18 protein-coding genes are annotated in these 16,459 nt (G+C 63.5%); 12 read left to right on the top strand and 6 right to left on the bottom strand.

The genetic code is table 11. The features are described 5' to 3' along the window. Positions 1-221: 221 nt before the first annotated feature. Complete coding sequence (locus QPK31_RS05650) at positions 222-728, top strand: pilin (protein ID WP_290421969.1); 507 nt, start codon at positions 222-224, stop codon at positions 726-728. Between the two features lie 119 nt (positions 729-847). Here QPK31_RS05650 and QPK31_RS05655 read toward each other — a convergent pair whose 3' ends face one another. Beyond that, a complete protein-coding gene (locus tag QPK31_RS05655) occupies positions 848-1,552 on the bottom strand; it encodes a flagellar brake protein (protein ID WP_290421970.1) in 705 nt (234 codons plus the stop codon). 143 nt (positions 1,553-1,695) lie between these two features. After that, positions 1,696-3,750, bottom strand: coding sequence for a S9 family peptidase (locus QPK31_RS05660; protein WP_290421971.1), 2,055 nt, complete (start codon positions 3,748-3,750; stop codon positions 1,696-1,698). Between the two features lie 214 nt (positions 3,751-3,964). Between QPK31_RS05660 and QPK31_RS05665 the strand changes: the two genes are divergently transcribed. The 3 genes from QPK31_RS05665 (at position 3,965) to QPK31_RS05675 (ending at position 5,427) form a co-directional block, all read left to right on the top strand. Further along, positions 3,965-4,411 (top strand): SRPBCC family protein, encoded by a 447-nt coding sequence (locus QPK31_RS05665; RefSeq protein WP_290421972.1) that lies wholly within the window; start codon positions 3,965-3,967, stop codon positions 4,409-4,411. A 124-nt stretch (positions 4,412-4,535) separates the two neighbouring features. Continuing rightward, positions 4,536-4,868 (top strand): hypothetical protein, encoded by a 333-nt coding sequence (locus QPK31_RS05670; RefSeq protein WP_290421973.1) that lies wholly within the window; start codon positions 4,536-4,538, stop codon positions 4,866-4,868. Positions 4,869-5,058: 190 nt separating this feature from the next. Then, positions 5,059-5,427, top strand: a complete 369-nt coding sequence (locus QPK31_RS05675) for a hypothetical protein (RefSeq protein ID WP_290421974.1) — start codon at positions 5,059-5,061, stop codon at positions 5,425-5,427. 27 nt (positions 5,428-5,454) lie between these two features. Here the strand turns inward: QPK31_RS05675 and moaC are convergent, their stop codons facing one another. Next, the gene (gene moaC / locus QPK31_RS05680) at positions 5,455-5,961 is read right to left on the bottom strand and encodes a cyclic pyranopterin monophosphate synthase MoaC (RefSeq protein ID WP_290421975.1); all 507 of its coding nucleotides are present in this window, start codon (positions 5,959-5,961) and stop codon (positions 5,455-5,457) included. Between the two features lie 158 nt (positions 5,962-6,119). Between moaC and QPK31_RS05685 the strand changes: the two genes are divergently transcribed. Continuing rightward, positions 6,120-7,643, top strand: a complete 1,524-nt coding sequence (locus tag QPK31_RS05685; RefSeq protein WP_374045787.1) for a M48 family metalloprotease — start codon at positions 6,120-6,122, stop codon at positions 7,641-7,643. Positions 7,644-7,856: 213 nt separating this feature from the next. On the opposite strand, the gene QPK31_RS05690 is transcribed toward QPK31_RS05685, so the two are convergent. From QPK31_RS05690 to QPK31_RS05700, 3 genes are read right to left on the bottom strand one after another with little or no spacing between them, the layout of a single operon-like run. Next, positions 7,857-8,462 (bottom strand): DUF2946 family protein, encoded by a 606-nt coding sequence (locus tag QPK31_RS05690; protein ID WP_290421976.1) that lies wholly within the window; start codon positions 8,460-8,462, stop codon positions 7,857-7,859. Next, positions 8,455-9,456, bottom strand: coding sequence for a YheT family hydrolase (locus QPK31_RS05695; RefSeq protein WP_290422277.1), 1,002 nt, complete (start codon positions 9,454-9,456; stop codon positions 8,455-8,457). The genes QPK31_RS05690 and QPK31_RS05695 overlap by 8 nt, the downstream gene beginning before the upstream one ends. Before the next feature lie 28 nt (positions 9,457-9,484). Next, a complete protein-coding gene (locus tag QPK31_RS05700) occupies positions 9,485-9,679 on the bottom strand; it encodes a zinc-finger domain-containing protein (RefSeq protein ID WP_290421977.1) in 195 nt (64 codons plus the stop codon). Between the two features lie 300 nt (positions 9,680-9,979). Here QPK31_RS05700 and QPK31_RS05705 point away from each other — a divergent pair, with 300 nt between their 5' ends. From QPK31_RS05705 to purE, 7 genes are all read left to right on the top strand, one after another. Further along, a complete protein-coding gene (locus tag QPK31_RS05705; protein WP_290421978.1) occupies positions 9,980-10,726 on the top strand; it encodes an AzlC family ABC transporter permease in 747 nt (248 codons plus the stop codon). After that, positions 10,719-11,063 (top strand): AzlD domain-containing protein, encoded by a 345-nt coding sequence (locus QPK31_RS05710; RefSeq protein WP_290421979.1) that lies wholly within the window; start codon positions 10,719-10,721, stop codon positions 11,061-11,063. The genes QPK31_RS05705 and QPK31_RS05710 overlap by 8 nt, the downstream gene beginning before the upstream one ends. 41 nt (positions 11,064-11,104) lie before the next feature. Then, a complete protein-coding gene (locus QPK31_RS05715; RefSeq protein WP_290421980.1) occupies positions 11,105-12,310 on the top strand; it encodes a phosphoglycerate kinase in 1,206 nt (401 codons plus the stop codon). A 62-nt stretch (positions 12,311-12,372) separates the two neighbouring features. Then, positions 12,373-13,827 carry a pyruvate kinase gene (gene pyk, locus QPK31_RS05720; protein ID WP_290421981.1) on the top strand — a complete coding sequence of 485 codons (1,455 nt, stop codon included), beginning with the start codon at positions 12,373-12,375 and terminating at the stop codon, positions 13,825-13,827. A gap of 71 nt (positions 13,828-13,898) precedes the next feature. Further along, a complete protein-coding gene (fba, locus tag QPK31_RS05725; RefSeq protein ID WP_229439213.1) occupies positions 13,899-14,963 on the top strand; it encodes a class II fructose-bisphosphate aldolase in 1,065 nt (354 codons plus the stop codon). 96 nt (positions 14,964-15,059) lie between these two features. Further along, positions 15,060-15,956 (top strand): phosphoribosylaminoimidazolesuccinocarboxamide synthase, encoded by an 897-nt coding sequence (locus tag QPK31_RS05730; protein ID WP_290421982.1) that lies wholly within the window; start codon positions 15,060-15,062, stop codon positions 15,954-15,956. Between the two features lies 1 nt (position 15,957). Then, positions 15,958-16,458 carry a 5-(carboxyamino)imidazole ribonucleotide mutase gene (gene purE, locus QPK31_RS05735; RefSeq protein ID WP_290421983.1) on the top strand — a complete coding sequence of 167 codons (501 nt, stop codon included), beginning with the start codon at positions 15,958-15,960 and terminating at the stop codon, positions 16,456-16,458. Position 16,459 lies beyond the last annotated feature (1 nt).

Below are 16,459 nucleotides of genomic sequence, written 5' to 3' on the forward strand. Positions count from 1 at the left end.
ACATTTTTTGCGCACTCAGCTGTTGCCCGACAGAAATTGCGCATGAGCTGACAAAATTTGTCACCGAAAAAGCGAGCTCTGCCGTAATTTGTCGCTTTTGTTTCAGAGAAACTAATGATTTTGTGGGGAAATGACCTGGCACGGCGCTTGCAATAGGTTGAGCGTGGCACCAAGCAAAGCATGACCAACCGAATTCCCTGACCCCTCTGGAGAGACTTACCATGAAACAAATGAAATTCGTCAAGAAAGCACAAGCCGGCTTCACCCTGATCGAACTGATGATCGTCGTTGCCATCATCGGCATCCTGGCTGCTGTCGCGATCCCTGCATACCAGGACTACATCGCCAAGTCGAAGGCAGCTGCTGCCTACGCTGACATCACCGGCGGCAAGACTGGTTTCGAAATGGCTGTTGTCGAAGGCAAGACTACCACCGCTGAAGCGTACGGCACTGCTTCGGGCCTGCCGACCACCACCGGTAATTGCTCGGCCTTTACCTACGCTCTGCCAACCACGACCGCTACCGCTAACGAAGCTGTGATCACCTGCACGATCGATTCGCCAGGCCGTCTGGCGGCTGTTCCAGCCACCGGCGCAAAAATCGCCCTGTACCGTTCGGGCAAAGGTGAGTACAGCTGCAAAACGGTTGGTTTCGCTGACGCGAAATTCATGCCAACCGGCTGCACCGCTGCTGGTGCTGCTGACGAAGAAGAAGGCGGCGAAGGCTAATCGACGCTTTGCAACACCGGGCTGGTCGAACCGACTGGCCCATAACAAAAAGACCGCCTCGGCGGTCTTTCTTGTTATGTGGCCTATAGCAATGACGTAAGCCCCAGCGCCTCGGCAATTCAGACAATCTTCTGCCGATCCGCCAGCAAGGCCTCGTACGTCATGTTCTGCAACAGCGTGTAATGCACCGGATCGAGCGCGGTGAATTGCAGCCCGTAGGTGAACACCTCGCCATCCCCCGCCTGCACCACGTTCACATTGCGGATCGCCGCCCTGGTCGCAACCCGTACCTCCTGGTTGTCCGGCGGTGCCTTCAGCGCAAACGCCAGCATGAGCGCTTCCTCGTCCTGCGGCAGGCGGCTCTTCGATTCGATCAGCGCGCCGCTGACCGACAAATTCACGATGGTGCAGTCCTGCTGCCCGTCGTGTCCCTCGCCGCCTATCCGCGCCGGCAAGTCCACCTTGACCCGCATCGCCGTGCGCAGGCTGGTGCCCTGCACGGATCGTGGGAAGGAGACGTGCACATAGAACAGCGGCCGCATGAAGATGCGCTCCACGGTGCAGGCGAACGAACACACCTTGATGCCCGAGAACACCCGGATCGTCAGGCGCTCGCCTTCCGCCAGCGCAATCGGCGCACCGTTTTCCATCGGGATCTTGAGAATGATGTACTCATCCTTCAGGTAACCGATCAGGCAGGAAAAATGCTGAACCGGCTTGATGCGGCGGTGCGTGATGAACTGCAGGCGTGTGCCGACCTGCAGATTCATGGTCTCGAAATCGATATCCTCGGGTTTCAGCTCGTGCGCTTGGCCAACATGCATGGTGGGTATCCAGATAGCTGACCGCCTGGCCAGCAAGGACCGGTATGATACCAGTGCTTGTCGGAATGAAAAAACGCCCATTGTCACTTTGGCCAAAAAAAAGCCCGCTGGATCAGCGGGCTTTGCGGGCGAAACAGACAGTGTCAGCGTTTCAGGTAATGATCGAGCCAGTCGATGACGGTGTGATGCCAGAGCACCGAGTTGGCCGGCTTCAGTACCCAGTGGTTCTCGTCCGGGAACATCAGGAACTTGCTTTCGATGCCTTTGCGCTGCAGCGCCGTGAAGGTCGACAGGCCCTGCGCGGTCGGGATGCGGAAATCGAGGTCGCCCTGGACCACCAGCATCGGCGTCTTCCACTTGTTCACGTGGTGCACCGGGTTGAAGCGCTCATGGTTTTCCGGGACGGTGAAGTAGGGGCCGCCGCTTTCCCAGTCGGTGAACCATTGTTCCTCGGTCGAATAGGCCATGCCGCGGGTATCGAACACGCCGTCGTGGTTGACGATGCACTTGAAGCCGTCCGGCCAGTTACCCTCGATCCAGTTCATCATGTAGCCGCCGTAGGAGGCGCCCAGCGCACAGCTGCGCTCACGGTCCAGCCATGGGAACTTCTCGACGGCCGCCGCCAGGCCCTTCTGCAAATCCTCGAGCGGCTTGCCGCCCCAGTCGCCGCTGATGGCGTCGGTGAACTTCTGACCGTAGCCGGTCGAGCCGTGGAAGTCGATGAACACGGCGGCGTAGCCGGCGCCGGCGTAGATCTGCGGATTCCAGCGGTAGCTCCAGGCATTGCCGAAGCTGCCCTGCGGGCCGCCGTGCACCAGGAAGGCGACCGGGTATTTCGCGCCCGGCGTCGCATTCCACGGTTTCATCACGTAACCGTAGACCGTGTCGCCGCCCGCGCCCTTGAACGAGAACTGCTCGAATTCGCCGAAGCGCACGTCGGCCAGCTTGTCGGTGTTGTTCGTGGTCAGCTGCTGCGGCTTGCCGCCTGCCAGTTTCGCCGAATACAGCTGGGCCGGCGAGTTCAGGGTGGCCAGCGAGTAGGCGACGGTATTGCCGCGCACGTCGAAGCCGCCGATCGATCCCTTGTCGGTCAATGGCGTGATCTTGCCGCTGGCGACCTCGATGCGGAACAGGCGGTGCTGGCCGATGTCCTCGGCATCCACCACGAGCGATTTGCCGTCCGCCGCCCATTGCAGGCCGCCGGCCGAGCGGTCCCAGTCGGCCGCCAGCTTGCGCTTCGCGCCGCTGGCCACGTCCATCAGCATGATCTGGTAGCGGTCGGCCTCGAAGCCGGGACGCGCCATGGCCAGGTAAGCGAGGGTGCGGCCGTCCGGCGAGAACACGGCCTTGGTGTCCCAGGCCGGGTTATCTTGCGTCAGGTTGCGCGGGGCGCCGCCGCCGGCGGCCGGCACCGAGTACAAGTCGAAATTGGTCGACCAGGCTTCGGTCTTGCCGGCGATGCGCGCCGCGAACACGACGGTCTTGCCGTCCGGGCTGAAGCGGTATTCCTCGCGGTCGCCGAAAGGCTTCGAGGGCACGTCGCCGTCGAGCGAACCCGACAGGCTGACCGGTGTGCCGGTCACGACACCTTTATTATCCAGCGCGGCCGAGAACAGCACGGCGTTGCGGCCGTCGTTCCAGGTGTCCCAGTGGCGCACGAACAGGCGGTCGTAGACCTTGCCGCTGGCCTTGTTCTTGGCTTGTTCCTTCAGGCGCGCCTCGGTGCAGGCGAGGTCCGCGCAGTCGCGGAACACGGCCATGCTAAGTGCGATGCGGTCGCCGCTTGGAGAAACGCGGAAGTTGTCGACGTCCAGCGGCAGGTTCGTCACCTGCACCGGCGCGCCGCCGGCGGCCGGCTGGCGCCACACCTGCGAGCTGCCCGAGCGGCTCGAGAGGAAGTAGACGGCGTCGCCCTTCGGCGACCATTCCGGATCGGTGCTGCTGCTCGCATCGCTGACGAAGACGGCGGGGGCAGATTTCGTGCCGCGCAGGTCGACCATCCAGATGTTGGTATGGCCGCGGTTCTTGTCCATGTCCGTGCTGCGCACGGTGTAGACGGCGCGGCTGGCGTCCGGCGACAGCACCGGGGCGCCGACGCGTTCCAGGGTCACCAGGTCTTCCACGGTCAGGCCGCGCGGCGCGGCAACGGCGCTGGAGGCGGCCACGGCCGCACCCAGCATCAGCAAGCGTAATGTCATTCGATCCTCTTCAAGCGTGTCTCGGTGTTATGTGTTGCCAAAGCACGGTTGTGCCGTGGGCAAACCAGCAATTTAACACGTTTGGCAGATGCAGCCAGGCTGTCGGCTTTGGCCAACTTTGGAAAGAAATCCGTCACGTACGTCGAAACGGCGGCTGTCGGATCGTCGTACCGGCAGAGGGCTGTCCTCTTTACTCCAGAACAGGGAAACGATCATGTCCACCAATACCGTCGAGCTGCACCGCATCCTCAAATCCCCCGCCGACCGCGTGCACCGTGCTTTCGTCACGCCCGGCGCCCTGGTCAAATGGCTGCCGCCGCACGGCTTCTTCGCTACCGTGCATGAGATCGAAAGCCGGATCGGCGGGCGCTACCGGATGTCCTTCACCAATCTCACGACCGGGCACAGCCATTCATTCGGTGGCGAATACATGGAGCTGGAGCCGGGCAGGCGCTTGCGCTACACGGCCGAGTTCGACGATCCGCAACTGCCGGGGCGGATGCAGACGACCGTCGAGCTGGGCGAGGTGTTTTGTGGCGTGGAACTGAAGATCAGGCAGGAAGGCATCCCTGCCGTGATTCCTGTCGAGGCCTGCTACCTGGGCTGGCAAGAGTCGCTACAGCTGCTGGCGCAACTGGTCGAGGCCGAAGTCCGGGAATAAGACAAGCACCGCGCGCGTGGATGACAAGACAGGCAACTGAAGAGTAGACTCGATGGTGCACCGCACAATGCGGTGGTTCGTCCCCATTGGCCTGTCCATTTTGTCTACTCATCAGGAGAGCAGCATGTCGACCATGAACGCATATCCAAGTCCAGTCTACCCTGCCATGCCGATGCCTTTCTTTGGCATGTGGTCCGACGTGGCTGGCTTGTACAGGGAAGTCGTCAAGACCAATACGGAGCAGTTGTTCCTGAGTTCAGCGAAAGTGATCCAGGAGCAGATGCTGCGCGCCGTCATCACCGCGGCGCAATCCTGTACCGATGCGCTCGCAAAGAACGCCCTGTCGGTCCAGCAGCAGTCGATGGAACGCTTTGCCGAGGCAAACGGAAAAGCCGTCGGCCTGATGGGCCAGGCGTTCACGCGGGTGTGGATGGGAAGCCTGCCCGCTGTGAAGTAGGGGCAAGGTCAGCTTGCCTGGCAACGTGGGCGGTGCCGAGTGCGTCGCCCTTCCTGGTGCGGCCAATAGGATTTGATGACAATTTGATGGCAATTTAATGACAACTGGAACTTGTCAAATACTCAATGTGTGTACATACTCAGCGTCGGACGACGATATCGTCGTCAAACTAGCTAACAGGGACACTGACATGCGTATATTGCTTCCAGTTTTGGCAGTAGCATCGTTGGGCGCGTGTGGCGGTGGCGGTGACGGTGGCGGGCCGGACATCCAGACCCGAGTGGCCGGAATCAAAGTGTTTAAAGCGACCGGCTCGCTCCAGTGCAGCGGCGGCGGTCTCTCGCTCACTGCCCTGCAAGAGCAACTGGCGGCAGCCAACGTCCAGGTCCGCTCTGCCGAGTGCGGGACGGATGGCCAGCCTATGCCGGCGGTATGCGGCGCCCCCGACGGCAAGATCGGGATCTTCGAGATTGCGGTCGCTGACGACGCCGCAGCTGCCACAGCCGGCTTCAAGCCTCTGAGTACCCTGCCGGGTGCAAAGACGATTCCCTGCTCGTGAAAGGCATTCGGGCTGGCCGAACGACGGCTATACCGCCGCCGTCCAGTCGCCCGATTTTCCGCCGTGCTTTTCCAGCACCCGCACATTCGTCATGACCATGCCCCGGTCGGCCGCCTTGCACATGTCGTAAATCGTCAGCAAGCCGACCTGCACGGCGGTCAGCGCTTCCATCTCGACCCCGGTCTTGCCGACAGTTTCCACCTGCGCCCGGCAATGTACGCTGTTGTTCGTTGAATCGACCTCGAAATCCACCGCCACGCGCGTGATCGGCAGCGGGTGGCAGAGCGGCACCAGGTCGCTGGTGCGCTTGGCGCCCATGATGGCGGCAATGCGGGCGATGCCGAGCACGTCGCCTTTCTTGGCGTTGCCCGACTGGATCAGCGCCAGCGTGGCCGGCAGCATGCGGATGGTGCCGGCGGCCACGGCGATGCGGTGGGTTTCCTGCTTGGCGCCGACGTCGACCATGTGGGCCTGGCCGCTGGCGTCGAAATGGGTGAGCGGGCTGGTGTCGGTGGGCGCGTTGGAACTGGTCATGATCTTGTTGGTATGCTCGAGTAAGAAAGTGTTTCCGCTGGCGGCAAGCCGTGCGCGGATGCGGTTATCATAGCACCGTGAAATCGCTGACCTATTCCGCGCTGAGCTCTTCCACGCCCTCCGCCTCCAGGCGCTGGCGCCGTTCCCTGGCCGCCCTGCTGGTGTCGGTCGCAACCGGTCTTGCCTGCGCAGCGCCGGCCGGCCAAGCCGCCAACGCCGCCGCCGGCGTGCGCCTGCCGACCCTGGGCGACACCGCGCGCGGCGACCTGTCGCCGATCATCGAGCGCAAGCTCGGCGAAGAGATCATGCGCGAGATCCGGCGCGACCGCGATTACCTCGACGACGACCAGATCCTCGATTACCTGAACCATTTCGGTGGCGCCCTGGTCGACGCCGTACCCGGCGCGCGCGGCGAAACCGGCGCCGACTTCGGCTTCTTCGCCGTGCGCGATCCGGTGCTGAACGCATTCGCGCTGCCCGGCGGTTTCATCGGCATCCATTCCGGGCTGCTGATCGCGGCCCAGACCGAATCCGAACTGGCCTCGGTGATGTCGCACGAAATCGGCCACGTGTCGCAGCGCCACATCGCGCGCATGATCGGCCAGCAAAAACAGGATGCGCTGCTGCCGCTGGCCGCGATGATCCTGGCTGCGCTGGCGGCCAAGGCCAGCCCCGATGCGGCGATGGGCGTGCTGATGGGCGGGCAGGGCCTGGCGATCGACCGCCAGCTCGCCTTCAGCCGCGACGCCGAGCGCGAGGCCGACCGCGTCGGTTTCCAGATCATGGGCGCGGGCGGCTACGACACCACGGGCATGGTGGCCTTCTTCAAGCGCCTGCAGAGCGCCAACAAGGTGTACGGCGAAATGCCGGCTTTCCTCAGCAGCCACCCGCTGACCGGCGAGCGCATTGCCGACATCCAGTCGCGCATCCGCGAAACGCCGCAGCGCCAGCGCGCCGACGCCATCGAATTCCACCTGGCCCGGGCGCGTGCGCGCGTGCTGCAGGACGGCAGCACGACCGGCTTGCGCGATACCCGCACCACCTTCGAGACCCAGCTGACCCAGCCGCAGCGTCAGCAACAAGTGGCTGCGCAATATGGCCTGGCTTACCTGTCCCTGAAGCAAGGCGACCTGGCTGCCGCGCGCAGCTGGCTCGACAAGTCGCGCGCCAGCATGAAGCCGAAGGACGGCGTGCTGTCGGCAGCACCTGCCAGCGATGGCGGCGCCATGTTTGCCGGGCTCGATCTCGAGATCAAGCTGGCCGCCGGGCAGCCGCAGGAGGTGGTACAAGGCGCGGTAAAGGAGGCCGAACAGGCCGTCAACGCCTACCCGCTGTCGCGCGCGCTGGCACGCCAGTATGCCGAGGCGATGATCGCCGCCGGCAAGTTTGAGGATGCCACGCGCTACCTGCGCGACCAGGTGCGCATGTACCGCGAAGACCCGAAACTCTATGACCTGATGGCGAAAGCCTATTCGAGCCAGGGCAAGATCGCGCTGCAGCACATGGCGCTGGCCGAGTCGTATGTCCTGGCCGGCGCCCTGCCGGCCGCGGTGGACCAGCTGAATTTCGCGCGCAAGGCGAAAGACGTGTCCTTCTACGAGCAGTCGGTCATCGATGCCCGCGAGCGCGAGCTCAAGGAACGCCAGCGCGAGCTGAAGGAACTCGAAGAAACCGTGCCTTAAAAACAACTGGGGTCAGGTCTGCCATCCGGACACAGGCTCAGCCTTGGACACGAATTTTGGTTTCTCAGCAGAAGCCTTTTGTGTTTCTTTGATCCGTACGGTTGAGGCTGTGTCTGAATGACAGACCTGACCCTGGCTTGCGGCCAACCTGACGTCGTCGGATGTCGGCCTGCGTGTCTGGTACCTTGTCGCCGGAGAAGCTGCTACGGTCCGTTAATTGCTCGAAGCTTGGGCCGGCGCCGGCGTGCGTACGAAGCCGAAGCGCTGCGGCAAGGCGTCGCGCTCGATGCGCTCCACCGGTACTGTCGCGCCGCGGTAATGCAGCGTCAGTGCTCCCGCACCACTTTCCAGCCAGGCCAGCAAGGCGTCGTCGCTGGCCTGCTTGCCGTCCAGCTCCAGACTCTCGAACAATTGCGCCACATCGCGGTCATCGACCTGGGCGACGATCTCGCCCGCCTGCACGATCGCTGCGCCCGACTCGGTCAGGAACAGGCGCTCGATGGCAGGCAGCGCCGCGCCGGTCTGCAGCGTCATGCCCTGGGCCGGATCGGTGCGGGCAATGAAAGGCGTCGCTTCGAGGTTCACGTAGACGCGCTGCGGGCCGTTCTGGAAATACCAGCGGCCCTGGTCGTCGTGCAGGTAGTTGCGGTTGATGAAGCCGACCAGCGCCGGATTGTTCAGCTTGTCGCCGGGGGCGTTGGACTGCTGCGCCGCTTCGTCGCGCATGCGCCAGCCGCCGCGCGCATCGAGTGCCAGCCAGCCGTAGCAGTGCGGCACGTTCGGCCACTTGGCCATTGCCTGTTTTACGATGTCATCCATGGGCTTGAGCATTGCATAACTCGCTGTCATTCGGCGCGCGCATCGCCAGCTCGTCGAAGAAGGCGAGGATGCGCGCCGGCAGCCAGTCGATCCGCCCCGGGAAGGGGCCGGCGGGGAAGCCGACGTGGCCGCCTTCTTCGGGATATTCCAGCGTGACGGCCTGCGAGGCGGAGGAGGGCAGGTACTGGCCCGGCAGGAAGGGATCGTTGCGCGCATTCAGCACCAGCGTCGGTACCGTGATGTCGTGCAGCACGTGGCGGGCGCTGGCGCGGTGCCAGTAATCGTCGGTGTCGCGGTAGCCGTGCAGGGGCGCGGTGACCACGTTGTCGAATGCATACAGGTCGCGCGCGGCGAGCAGGGCGCTACGATCGAAGAGGCCGGGAAATTGTTCGAGCTTGGCCAGGCACTTCGGCTTCAGCGTTTGCAGGAACATGCGGGTGTAGAGCATGTTCAGGCCCGAGCCCAGGGCTTCGCCGCCGCGCGCCAGGTCGAGCGGAGCGGAGATGGCTGCGGCGGCCGTGACGAAACCGGCGCTGTGGCCGGATTCGCCGAGCCAGCGCAGCAGGGCATTGCCGCCAAGCGAGACGCCGGCCACGTACAGCGGGCCGGGCGCACGCTGGCACAGGCGCGCCATGATCCAGTCGATTTCGGCGGCATCGCCGGAGTGGTAGAAGCGCGGCGTCAGGTTGGCTTCGCCCGAGCAGCCGCGGAAATGCGGCACCGCGCCGGACCAGCCGCGGCTGGCCAACGCCGCCATCAGGCCGCGTGCGTAGTGGCTGTGGGACGAACCTTCCAGCCCGTGGAACAGCACGACCAAAGGTTTACCCGGTTCGCCGTCAACGAAATCGACGTCGACGAAGTCGTCGCCCAGCAGCGGATCATGCACGTTCCAGCGCTCGCGCCGGTAGGCAACGGGCGGCTTGGCGATGCAGGTCGCGGGGTAGATGGTTTGCAGGTGGCCGCCGGGCAGCCACCTTGGGGCGTGGTAGTCCATGAGCATGCGGCGCGGGCCGCGCGCCGGATCAGTGGTGCTTGAACTCGACGCCAGGGGCCAGGCGGTACTGGGTGCCGCAGTACGGGCACTTGGCCGTGCCTTCATGGTCGAAGTCGAGGAAGACGCGCGGGTGCGACGACCACAGCGGCATCGCCGGGTTCGGGCAGTGGGCCGGCAGGTCTTTGGCCTGCAGTTCGACCACAGGCATCGTCTTTACGTTCATTGCAATTCTCCGGAGGGCAGGGTTTGGGTAAAGATGGGATTTTAACGGATTCGAGCGGTGGGACGGGATGATCGGTAGAATGTCGGAATGATCACATCGACGTGCGGCTCGCGGATGCGGTGCGAGCGACATCGTGCGGTAGCGGGCCAGCGCATAGGCAGGTAACGCGTGGGCACGGGGTGCCCACCTTACGGTCATCTGCCGGGCCGAATTCAAGACCTTCATTTCTCGACGTTTCATGTCCCATCATTTTGGTTTCGTTCTCGCGGTAACTCATCCAGGCTGTTGCGGGAAGGCGACATGAGCGCGCCGCCAGCCACGCAATCGACTCCCCTGATCGAAGAACACGACCCGGAACTCTGGCGCGAAGGCCTGAAGACGGGCATCCCGACGCTGTTCGGCATTGCCGCCTGGGGCATGGTGGTCGGTATCGCCATGGTCAAGACCGGGCTCACGGTCTGGCAGGCGTGCGGTATGACCTTGCTGGTGTTTGCAGGTTCCGCCCAGTTGGCGTCGTTGCCGCTGATCGTGGCGCATGCGCCGATCTGGGTGGTCTTCGCCACCGCGCTGGTCGTGAATTTGCGTTTCGTGATCTTCTCGGCCCTGCTGGCGCCGCACTTCACGCACCTGCCGTGGCGCCAGCGCCTGTTCTACGGCTATATCTCGGGCGACTTGACGGTGGCGATGTTCCTGCAGCGCTTCCCGACCGCGGTGCCGGTGAAGGGCAAGCTGTCTTACCTGAAAGGGCTGATGTTCCCGAACTGGTGCGCCTGGCAGACCGGTTCGCTGATCGGCATCTTCCTCGGCAGCGCGATCCCCAGCGAGTGGGGCCTGGGCTTTGCCGGGACGCTGGCGATCCTCTGCATTACCGTGCCGCTGATCATCAACAGTGCCGCCTTGTGCGGGGTGCTGGTCGCCGGCGCGGTGGCGGTGCTGGCAAACGGCTTCCCCTATAAGCTGGGCCTGCTGGTGGCGGTCGTCGTCGGCATGCTGGCGGCGCTGGCAACCGAAAAACTGATCGAAAAGAAGAAAGCGCGCCATGGCTGACTGGGAAATCTGGGCCGTGATCGGCGTACTGGCCTTGTCCACGGCCATCACCCGCAGCGGCTTCTGGCTGATCGGCCATAAGGTGAGCATTCCGCCGCACGTGCAGGACATGCTGCGCTATGCGCCGGCCTGCGCGCTGGCGGCGATCATCGGGCCGGATCTGCTGCTCGACAGCGCCGGCAATGCGCACCTGGAACTGGGGAATCCGAAACTGCTGGGCGGCATTGCCGCGCTCGGTTTTTACCTCTGGCGCCGCAACATGCTGCAGACGATCGTATTCGGCATGCTTGCTTTCACACTGTTGCGCACCTTGCACGTTTTTGGCGCAGCCAGCTAAGGTAGAATATCGTTCTTTCATTATTTCACTGTTGAGTCGCCATGGACGCCGTTCTCAGTTTCACCCGCTTGCAAGACCTGATCGACCGCGATGCGCTGAAAAACAAGCGCGTCTTCATCCGTGCCGACCTGAACGTGCCGCAAGATGACGCCGGCAATATCACCGAAGACACGCGTATCCGCGCCTCGGTGCCGGCCATCCAGGCCGCCGTGAAAGCCGGCGCCGCCGTCATGGTCACCTCGCACCTGGGCCGTCCGACCGAGGGCGAATTCAAGCCGGAAGACACGCTGGCGCCGGTCGCCGCGCGCCTGTCCGAACTGCTCGGCCAGACGGTGGAACTGAAACAGAACTGGGTCGATGGCGTGGACGTGGCCCCGGGCCAGGTTGTGCTGCTGGAAAACTGCCGCGTCAACAAAGGCGAAAAGAAAAATTCGGATGAACTGGCCCAGAAGATGGCCAAGCTGTGCGACGTGTACGTGAACGATGCCTTCGGCACCGCCCACCGCGCCGAAGCGACCACCCACGGCATCGCCAAGTTCGCACCGGTGGTGTGCGCCGGCCCGCTGCTGGCTGCGGAACTCGACGCCCTCGGTAAAGCCCTGGGCCAACCGGCGCGTCCGCTGCTGGCCATCGTGGCCGGCTCGAAAGTGTCGAGCAAGCTGTCGATCCTGCAAAGCCTGGCCGGCAAGGTCGATAACCTGGTGGTCGGCGGCGGCATCGCCAACACCTTCATGAAGGCTGTCGGCCTGAACATCGGCAAGTCGCTGGTCGAGAACGACCTGGTCGGCGAAGCGAAACAAATCATCGACATGATGAGCGCGCGTGGCGCCTCGGTGCCGATTCCTGTGGATGTGGTCTGCGCGAAAGAGTTCTCGCCGACCGCCGCGGCCACCGTCAAGGATGTGGCGGATGTGGCGGACGACGACATGATCCTCGACATCGGTCCGAAGACGGCCGCCATGCTGGCCGAGCAGGTAAATAAAGCCGGCACCATCGTCTGGAACGGCCCGGTCGGCGTGTTCGAATTCGACCAGTTCGCGGGAGGCACGAAAACCCTGGCGCTGGCGATTGCCGGCTCGAACGGCTTCTCGATTGCCGGCGGTGGCGACACCCTGGCCGCGATTGCCAAGTACGACATCGGCGACAAGATCGGCTATATCTCCACGGGCGGCGGCGCCTTCCTCGAGTTCCTGGAAGGCAAGACCCTGCCGGCAGTCGAGATCCTGCTGCAGCGTAACGCCAAGTAAGCATCAGGTAACACCCAGCGCAGCCCCGAGCTGCGCTTCTCTTTCCAAGACCAAGGATCAACATGTATTGCGCCACCAAGATCGTTGCCACCATCGGCCCCGCGTCGACCGATTTCGATATCCTCGTCAAGATGATCCGCGCCGGCGTCGACGTCGTGCGCCTGAACTTCTCGCACGGTAAGGCCCAGGACCACATCGACCGCGCCGCCCTGGTGCGCCGCGCCGCCGAAGCCTGCGGCGTCGAGGTGGCGATCATGGCCGACATGCAGGGTCCGAAGATCCGCGTCGGTAAGTTCGAGGAGGGCAAGATCTTCCTGAACAATGGCGACAAGTTCGTGCTGGATGCGAAGTGGGGCGAGAACGGCGAACTGGGCAACCAGGAGCGCGTCGGCCTCGACTACAAGGCGTTGCCGCGCGACGTCCGTCCCGGCGACAAGCTGCTGCTGAACGATGGCCTGATCGTCCTGATCGTTGACAAGGTCGTGGGCCACGAGATTTGCACCACGGTCAAGGTCGGCGGCGAGCTGTCGAACAACAAGGGCATCAACCGCCAGGGCGGCGGCCTGACCGCGCCGGCGCTGACCTCGAAGGACATGGAAGACATCAAGACCGCGATGAGCTTCCAGGCCGACTACCTGGCGATTTCCTTCCCGAAAAGCGCGACCGACATGGAAATGGCGCGCCAGCTGGCGAACATCGCCGGCGAGGCCTACCACCACAAGCCGATGATGATCGCCAAGATCGAGCGCGCCGAAGCGATTCCTGTGCTGCAGGAAATCCTGGACGCGTCGGACGGCATCATGGTCGCGCGTGGCGACCTGGCCGTCGAAGTGGGCAATGCCGCCGTGCCGGCACTGCAGAAGCGCATGATCCGCATGGCGCGCGCATCGAATAAACTGGCGATCACCGCGACCCAGATGATGGAATCGATGATCGTGAACGCCGTGCCGACCCGCGCCGAAGTCTCGGACGTGGCGAATGCCGTGCTGGACGGCACCGACGCCGTCATGACCTCGGCCGAAACCGCATCTGGCAAGTACCCGGTTGAGACCGTGGAGATGATGGCCGCGATCTGCCTGGAAGCGGAACAATCCGAATACAACAAGCTCGACACGGACTTCCTGAACGTCGAGTTCACCCGCATCGACCAGTCGATTGCCTACGGCACCCTGTTCACCGCGCACCACCTGGCCGTGAAAGCGATCGTCGCCCTGACCGAATCGGGCTCGACCGCGCTGTGGATGAGCCGACATAACATCGACACCCCGATTTTCGCCCTGACCCCGTCACAAACGACGCAGCGCAAGGCCTCGCTGTACCGGAACGTGCGAGCATTCCCGTTGATGCAGGAAGGCGGCAGCCACGCCGTGCTGCGCAAGGCGGAAGAGCTCCTGATCAAGGAAGGCATGGTCACCCCGGGCGACACCATCGTCGTGACCTGGGGCTCGCCGATGGGCGAGGCCGGCGGCACCAATGCGCTCAAGATCGTGCGGGTGGGCGAGACCTACAAGGACTGATCGTCAGGGATTAAAGGTGGCTTCGCGTTGTCGAAGCTCCTGAAAAAGTTTCTTTTATCTGGAGTACAACCATGGCACTCGTATCACTGCGTCAACTGCTGGACCACGCTGCCGAAAACAGCTACGGCCTGCCGGCATTCAACGTTAATAACCTGGAGCAAGTGCAGGCCATCATGGCTGCGGCCGACGCCGTCGGTGCGCCGGTCATCATGCAAGCCTCGGCAGGCGCGCGCAAGTACGCCGGCGAAGCCTTCCTGCGCCACCTGATCGACGCCGCCGTCGAAGCCTACCCGCACATCCCGGTCGTCATGCACCAGGACCACGGCCAGTCGCCGGCGGTCTGCATGGCCGCGATCCGTTCGGGCTTCAGCTCGGTGATGATGGACGGTTCGCTGGAAGCCGACGGCAAGTCGGTGGCTTCCTACGAATACAACGTCGAAGTCTCGAAAGAGGTCGTCAAGTTCGCGCACTCGATCGGCGTGACCGTCGAAGCCGAACTGGGCGTGCTCGGTTCGCTGGAAACGATGAAGGGCGACAAGGAAGACGGCCACGGCGCCGACGGCACCATGACCCGCGAGCAGCTGCTGACCGACGTCGACCAGGCCGCCGACTTCGTGGCCCGCACTCAGTGCGACGCCCTGGCAATCGCCATCGGCACCTCGCACGGCGCCTATAAATTCACGCGCAAGCCGACCGGCGACATCCTGGCCATCGATCGCATCAAGGAAATCCACGCGCGCATCCCGAACACCCACCTGGTGATGCACGGTTCCTCGTCGGTGCCGCAGGAACTGCTGGCCATCATCCGCGAATTCGGCGGCGACATGAAAGAGACCTACGGCGTGCCGGTCGAAGAGATCCAGGAAGGCATCAAGCACGGTGTCCGCAAGATCAACATCGACACCGACATCCGCCTGGCCATGACCGCGGCGATCCGCAAGTACATGTTCCAGAATCCGTCGAAGTTCGACCCGCGCGACTACCTGAAGCCGGCGCGCGAAGCGGCGATGGAAGTGTGCAAGGCGCGCTTCCAGTCGTTTGGCTGCGAAGGCATGGCTGCGAAAATCAAGCCGATTCCGCTCGAAAAAATGGCCGAGCGTTACAAGGCCGGCGAGCTGGCGCAGGTTGTAAAGTAAAATTGCGTTTGGAACGGGCTGCTGCGGCAGCCCGCGTTTCTTTTGGGCGGGTGCCAACGACGGATCCGCCGCTTCTGTTTCTCTGATACTCCTTCTATGAACAGCCTCTACCAATCCACGATCCAGTCCCTGCCACTGCTTGGCCACGGCAAAGTGCGCGATAACTACGCTGTCGGCGACGACAAGATCCTGATCGTCACCACCGACCGCCTGTCGGCCTTCGACGTCGTCATGAACGAGCCGATCCCGGGCAAGGGCATGGTCCTGAACCAGATGAGCGATTTCTGGTTCGAGAAACTCGGCCACATCGTGCCGAACCACCTGACCGGCGTGGCGCCGGAAAGCGTCGTGGCTGCCGATGAAGTCGAGCAGGTACGCGGCCGCGCCGTGGTTGCCAAGCGCCTGAAGCCGATCCTGGTCGAGGCCGTGGTGCGCGGCTACATCATCGGTTCCGGCTGGAAGGACTATCAGGCAAGCGGAAAAATCTGCGGCATCGAACTGCCGGCCGGCCTGCGCCAGGCGGACAAGCTGCCCGAGCCGCTGTTCACCCCGGCCGCGAAAGCCGACATCGGCGAGCATGACGAGAACATCTCGTTCGCCGAGATGGAAGAGCGCATCGGCGCCGAACTGGCCGCGAAAATGCGCGAGGTCTCGATTGCCCTCTACACCGCGGCATCGGAATACGCCGCGACCAAGGGCATCATCATCGCCGACACCAAGTTCGAATTCGGACTCGACGAAAACAACGTGCTGCACCTGATGGACGAAGTCCTGACCGCCGATTCCTCGCGCTTCTGGCCGGCCGATTCGTACGCGCCGGGCATGTCGCCGCCTTCCTTCGACAAGCAGTTCGTGCGCGACTACCTGGAAACCCTGAGCGACTGGAACAAGACCGCACCGGCGCCAGCCCTGCCGGCGGACGTGATCGCGAAAACCCAGGCCAAGTACTTCGAAGCCATCGAACGCCTGACCGGCGACAAGCTGAAAGTCTAAGATGACCGAAAACGCAGTCAAGCCGCTGGTCGGCGTCATCATGGGTTCGTCCTCGGATTGGGACGTGATGAAGAACGCCGTCGACGTGCTCAAGCAGTTCGGCGTGCCCTTCGAGGCGCAGGTCATTTCGGCGCACCGTATGCCGGACGAGATGTTCACGTATGCGGAAACGGCGCGTGCGCGCGGCCTGCGCGCCATCATCGCCGGCGCCGGTGGCGCAGCCCACCTGCCGGGCATGGTGGCGGCAAAAACCATCGTGCCGGTGCTGGGCGTGCCGGTGCCCTCGAAGTACCTGCGCGGTGAGGATTCGCTGTTGTCGATGGTGCAGATGCCGAAAGGCGTGCCGGTTTCGACCTTCGCCATCGGCGAAGCCGGCGCCGCGAATGCCGCGCTGACCGCGGTGGCGATCATCGCCGCCGGCGACGACGCCCTGGCCGCGCAGTTGGAACAGTTCCGCAAGGACCAGACCGCCGCCGCCCAGGCGATGACCCTGCCAGTATGAG

The sequence above is a fragment of the Massilia sp. YIM B02769 genome, from assembly GCF_030411995.1.
Taxonomy (GTDB): Bacteria; Pseudomonadota; Gammaproteobacteria; order Burkholderiales; family Burkholderiaceae_D; genus Telluria.

Bases quoted from the DNA above. Each gene is read 5' to 3' on its own strand.
- QPK31_RS05650 (WP_290421969.1), top strand. From the start codon at position 222: ATGAAACAAATGAAATTCGTCAAGAAAGCACAAGCCGGCTTCACCCTG.
- QPK31_RS05655 (WP_290421970.1), bottom strand. From the start codon at position 1,552: ATGCATGTTGGCCAAGCGCACGAGCTGAAACCCGAGGATATCGATTTC.
- QPK31_RS05660 (WP_290421971.1), bottom strand. From the start codon at position 3,750: ATGACATTACGCTTGCTGATGCTGGGTGCGGCCGTGGCCGCCTCCAGC.
- QPK31_RS05665 (WP_290421972.1), top strand. From the start codon at position 3,965: ATGTCCACCAATACCGTCGAGCTGCACCGCATCCTCAAATCCCCCGCC.
- QPK31_RS05670 (WP_290421973.1), top strand. From the start codon at position 4,536: ATGTCGACCATGAACGCATATCCAAGTCCAGTCTACCCTGCCATGCCG.
- QPK31_RS05675 (WP_290421974.1), top strand. From the start codon at position 5,059: ATGCGTATATTGCTTCCAGTTTTGGCAGTAGCATCGTTGGGCGCGTGT.
- moaC (WP_290421975.1), bottom strand. From the start codon at position 5,961: ATGACCAGTTCCAACGCGCCCACCGACACCAGCCCGCTCACCCATTTC.
- QPK31_RS05690 (WP_290421976.1), bottom strand. From the start codon at position 8,462: ATGGATGACATCGTAAAACAGGCAATGGCCAAGTGGCCGAACGTGCCG.
- QPK31_RS05695 (WP_290422277.1), bottom strand. From the start codon at position 9,456: ATGGACTACCACGCCCCAAGGTGGCTGCCCGGCGGCCACCTGCAAACC.
- QPK31_RS05700 (WP_290421977.1), bottom strand. From the start codon at position 9,679: ATGAACGTAAAGACGATGCCTGTGGTCGAACTGCAGGCCAAAGACCTG.
- QPK31_RS05705 (WP_290421978.1), top strand. From the start codon at position 9,980: ATGAGCGCGCCGCCAGCCACGCAATCGACTCCCCTGATCGAAGAACAC.
- QPK31_RS05710 (WP_290421979.1), top strand. From the start codon at position 10,719: ATGGCTGACTGGGAAATCTGGGCCGTGATCGGCGTACTGGCCTTGTCC.
- QPK31_RS05715 (WP_290421980.1), top strand. From the start codon at position 11,105: ATGGACGCCGTTCTCAGTTTCACCCGCTTGCAAGACCTGATCGACCGC.
- pyk (WP_290421981.1), top strand. From the start codon at position 12,373: ATGTATTGCGCCACCAAGATCGTTGCCACCATCGGCCCCGCGTCGACC.
- fba (WP_229439213.1), top strand. From the start codon at position 13,899: ATGGCACTCGTATCACTGCGTCAACTGCTGGACCACGCTGCCGAAAAC.
- QPK31_RS05730 (WP_290421982.1), top strand. From the start codon at position 15,060: ATGAACAGCCTCTACCAATCCACGATCCAGTCCCTGCCACTGCTTGGC.
- purE (WP_290421983.1), top strand. From the start codon at position 15,958: ATGACCGAAAACGCAGTCAAGCCGCTGGTCGGCGTCATCATGGGTTCG.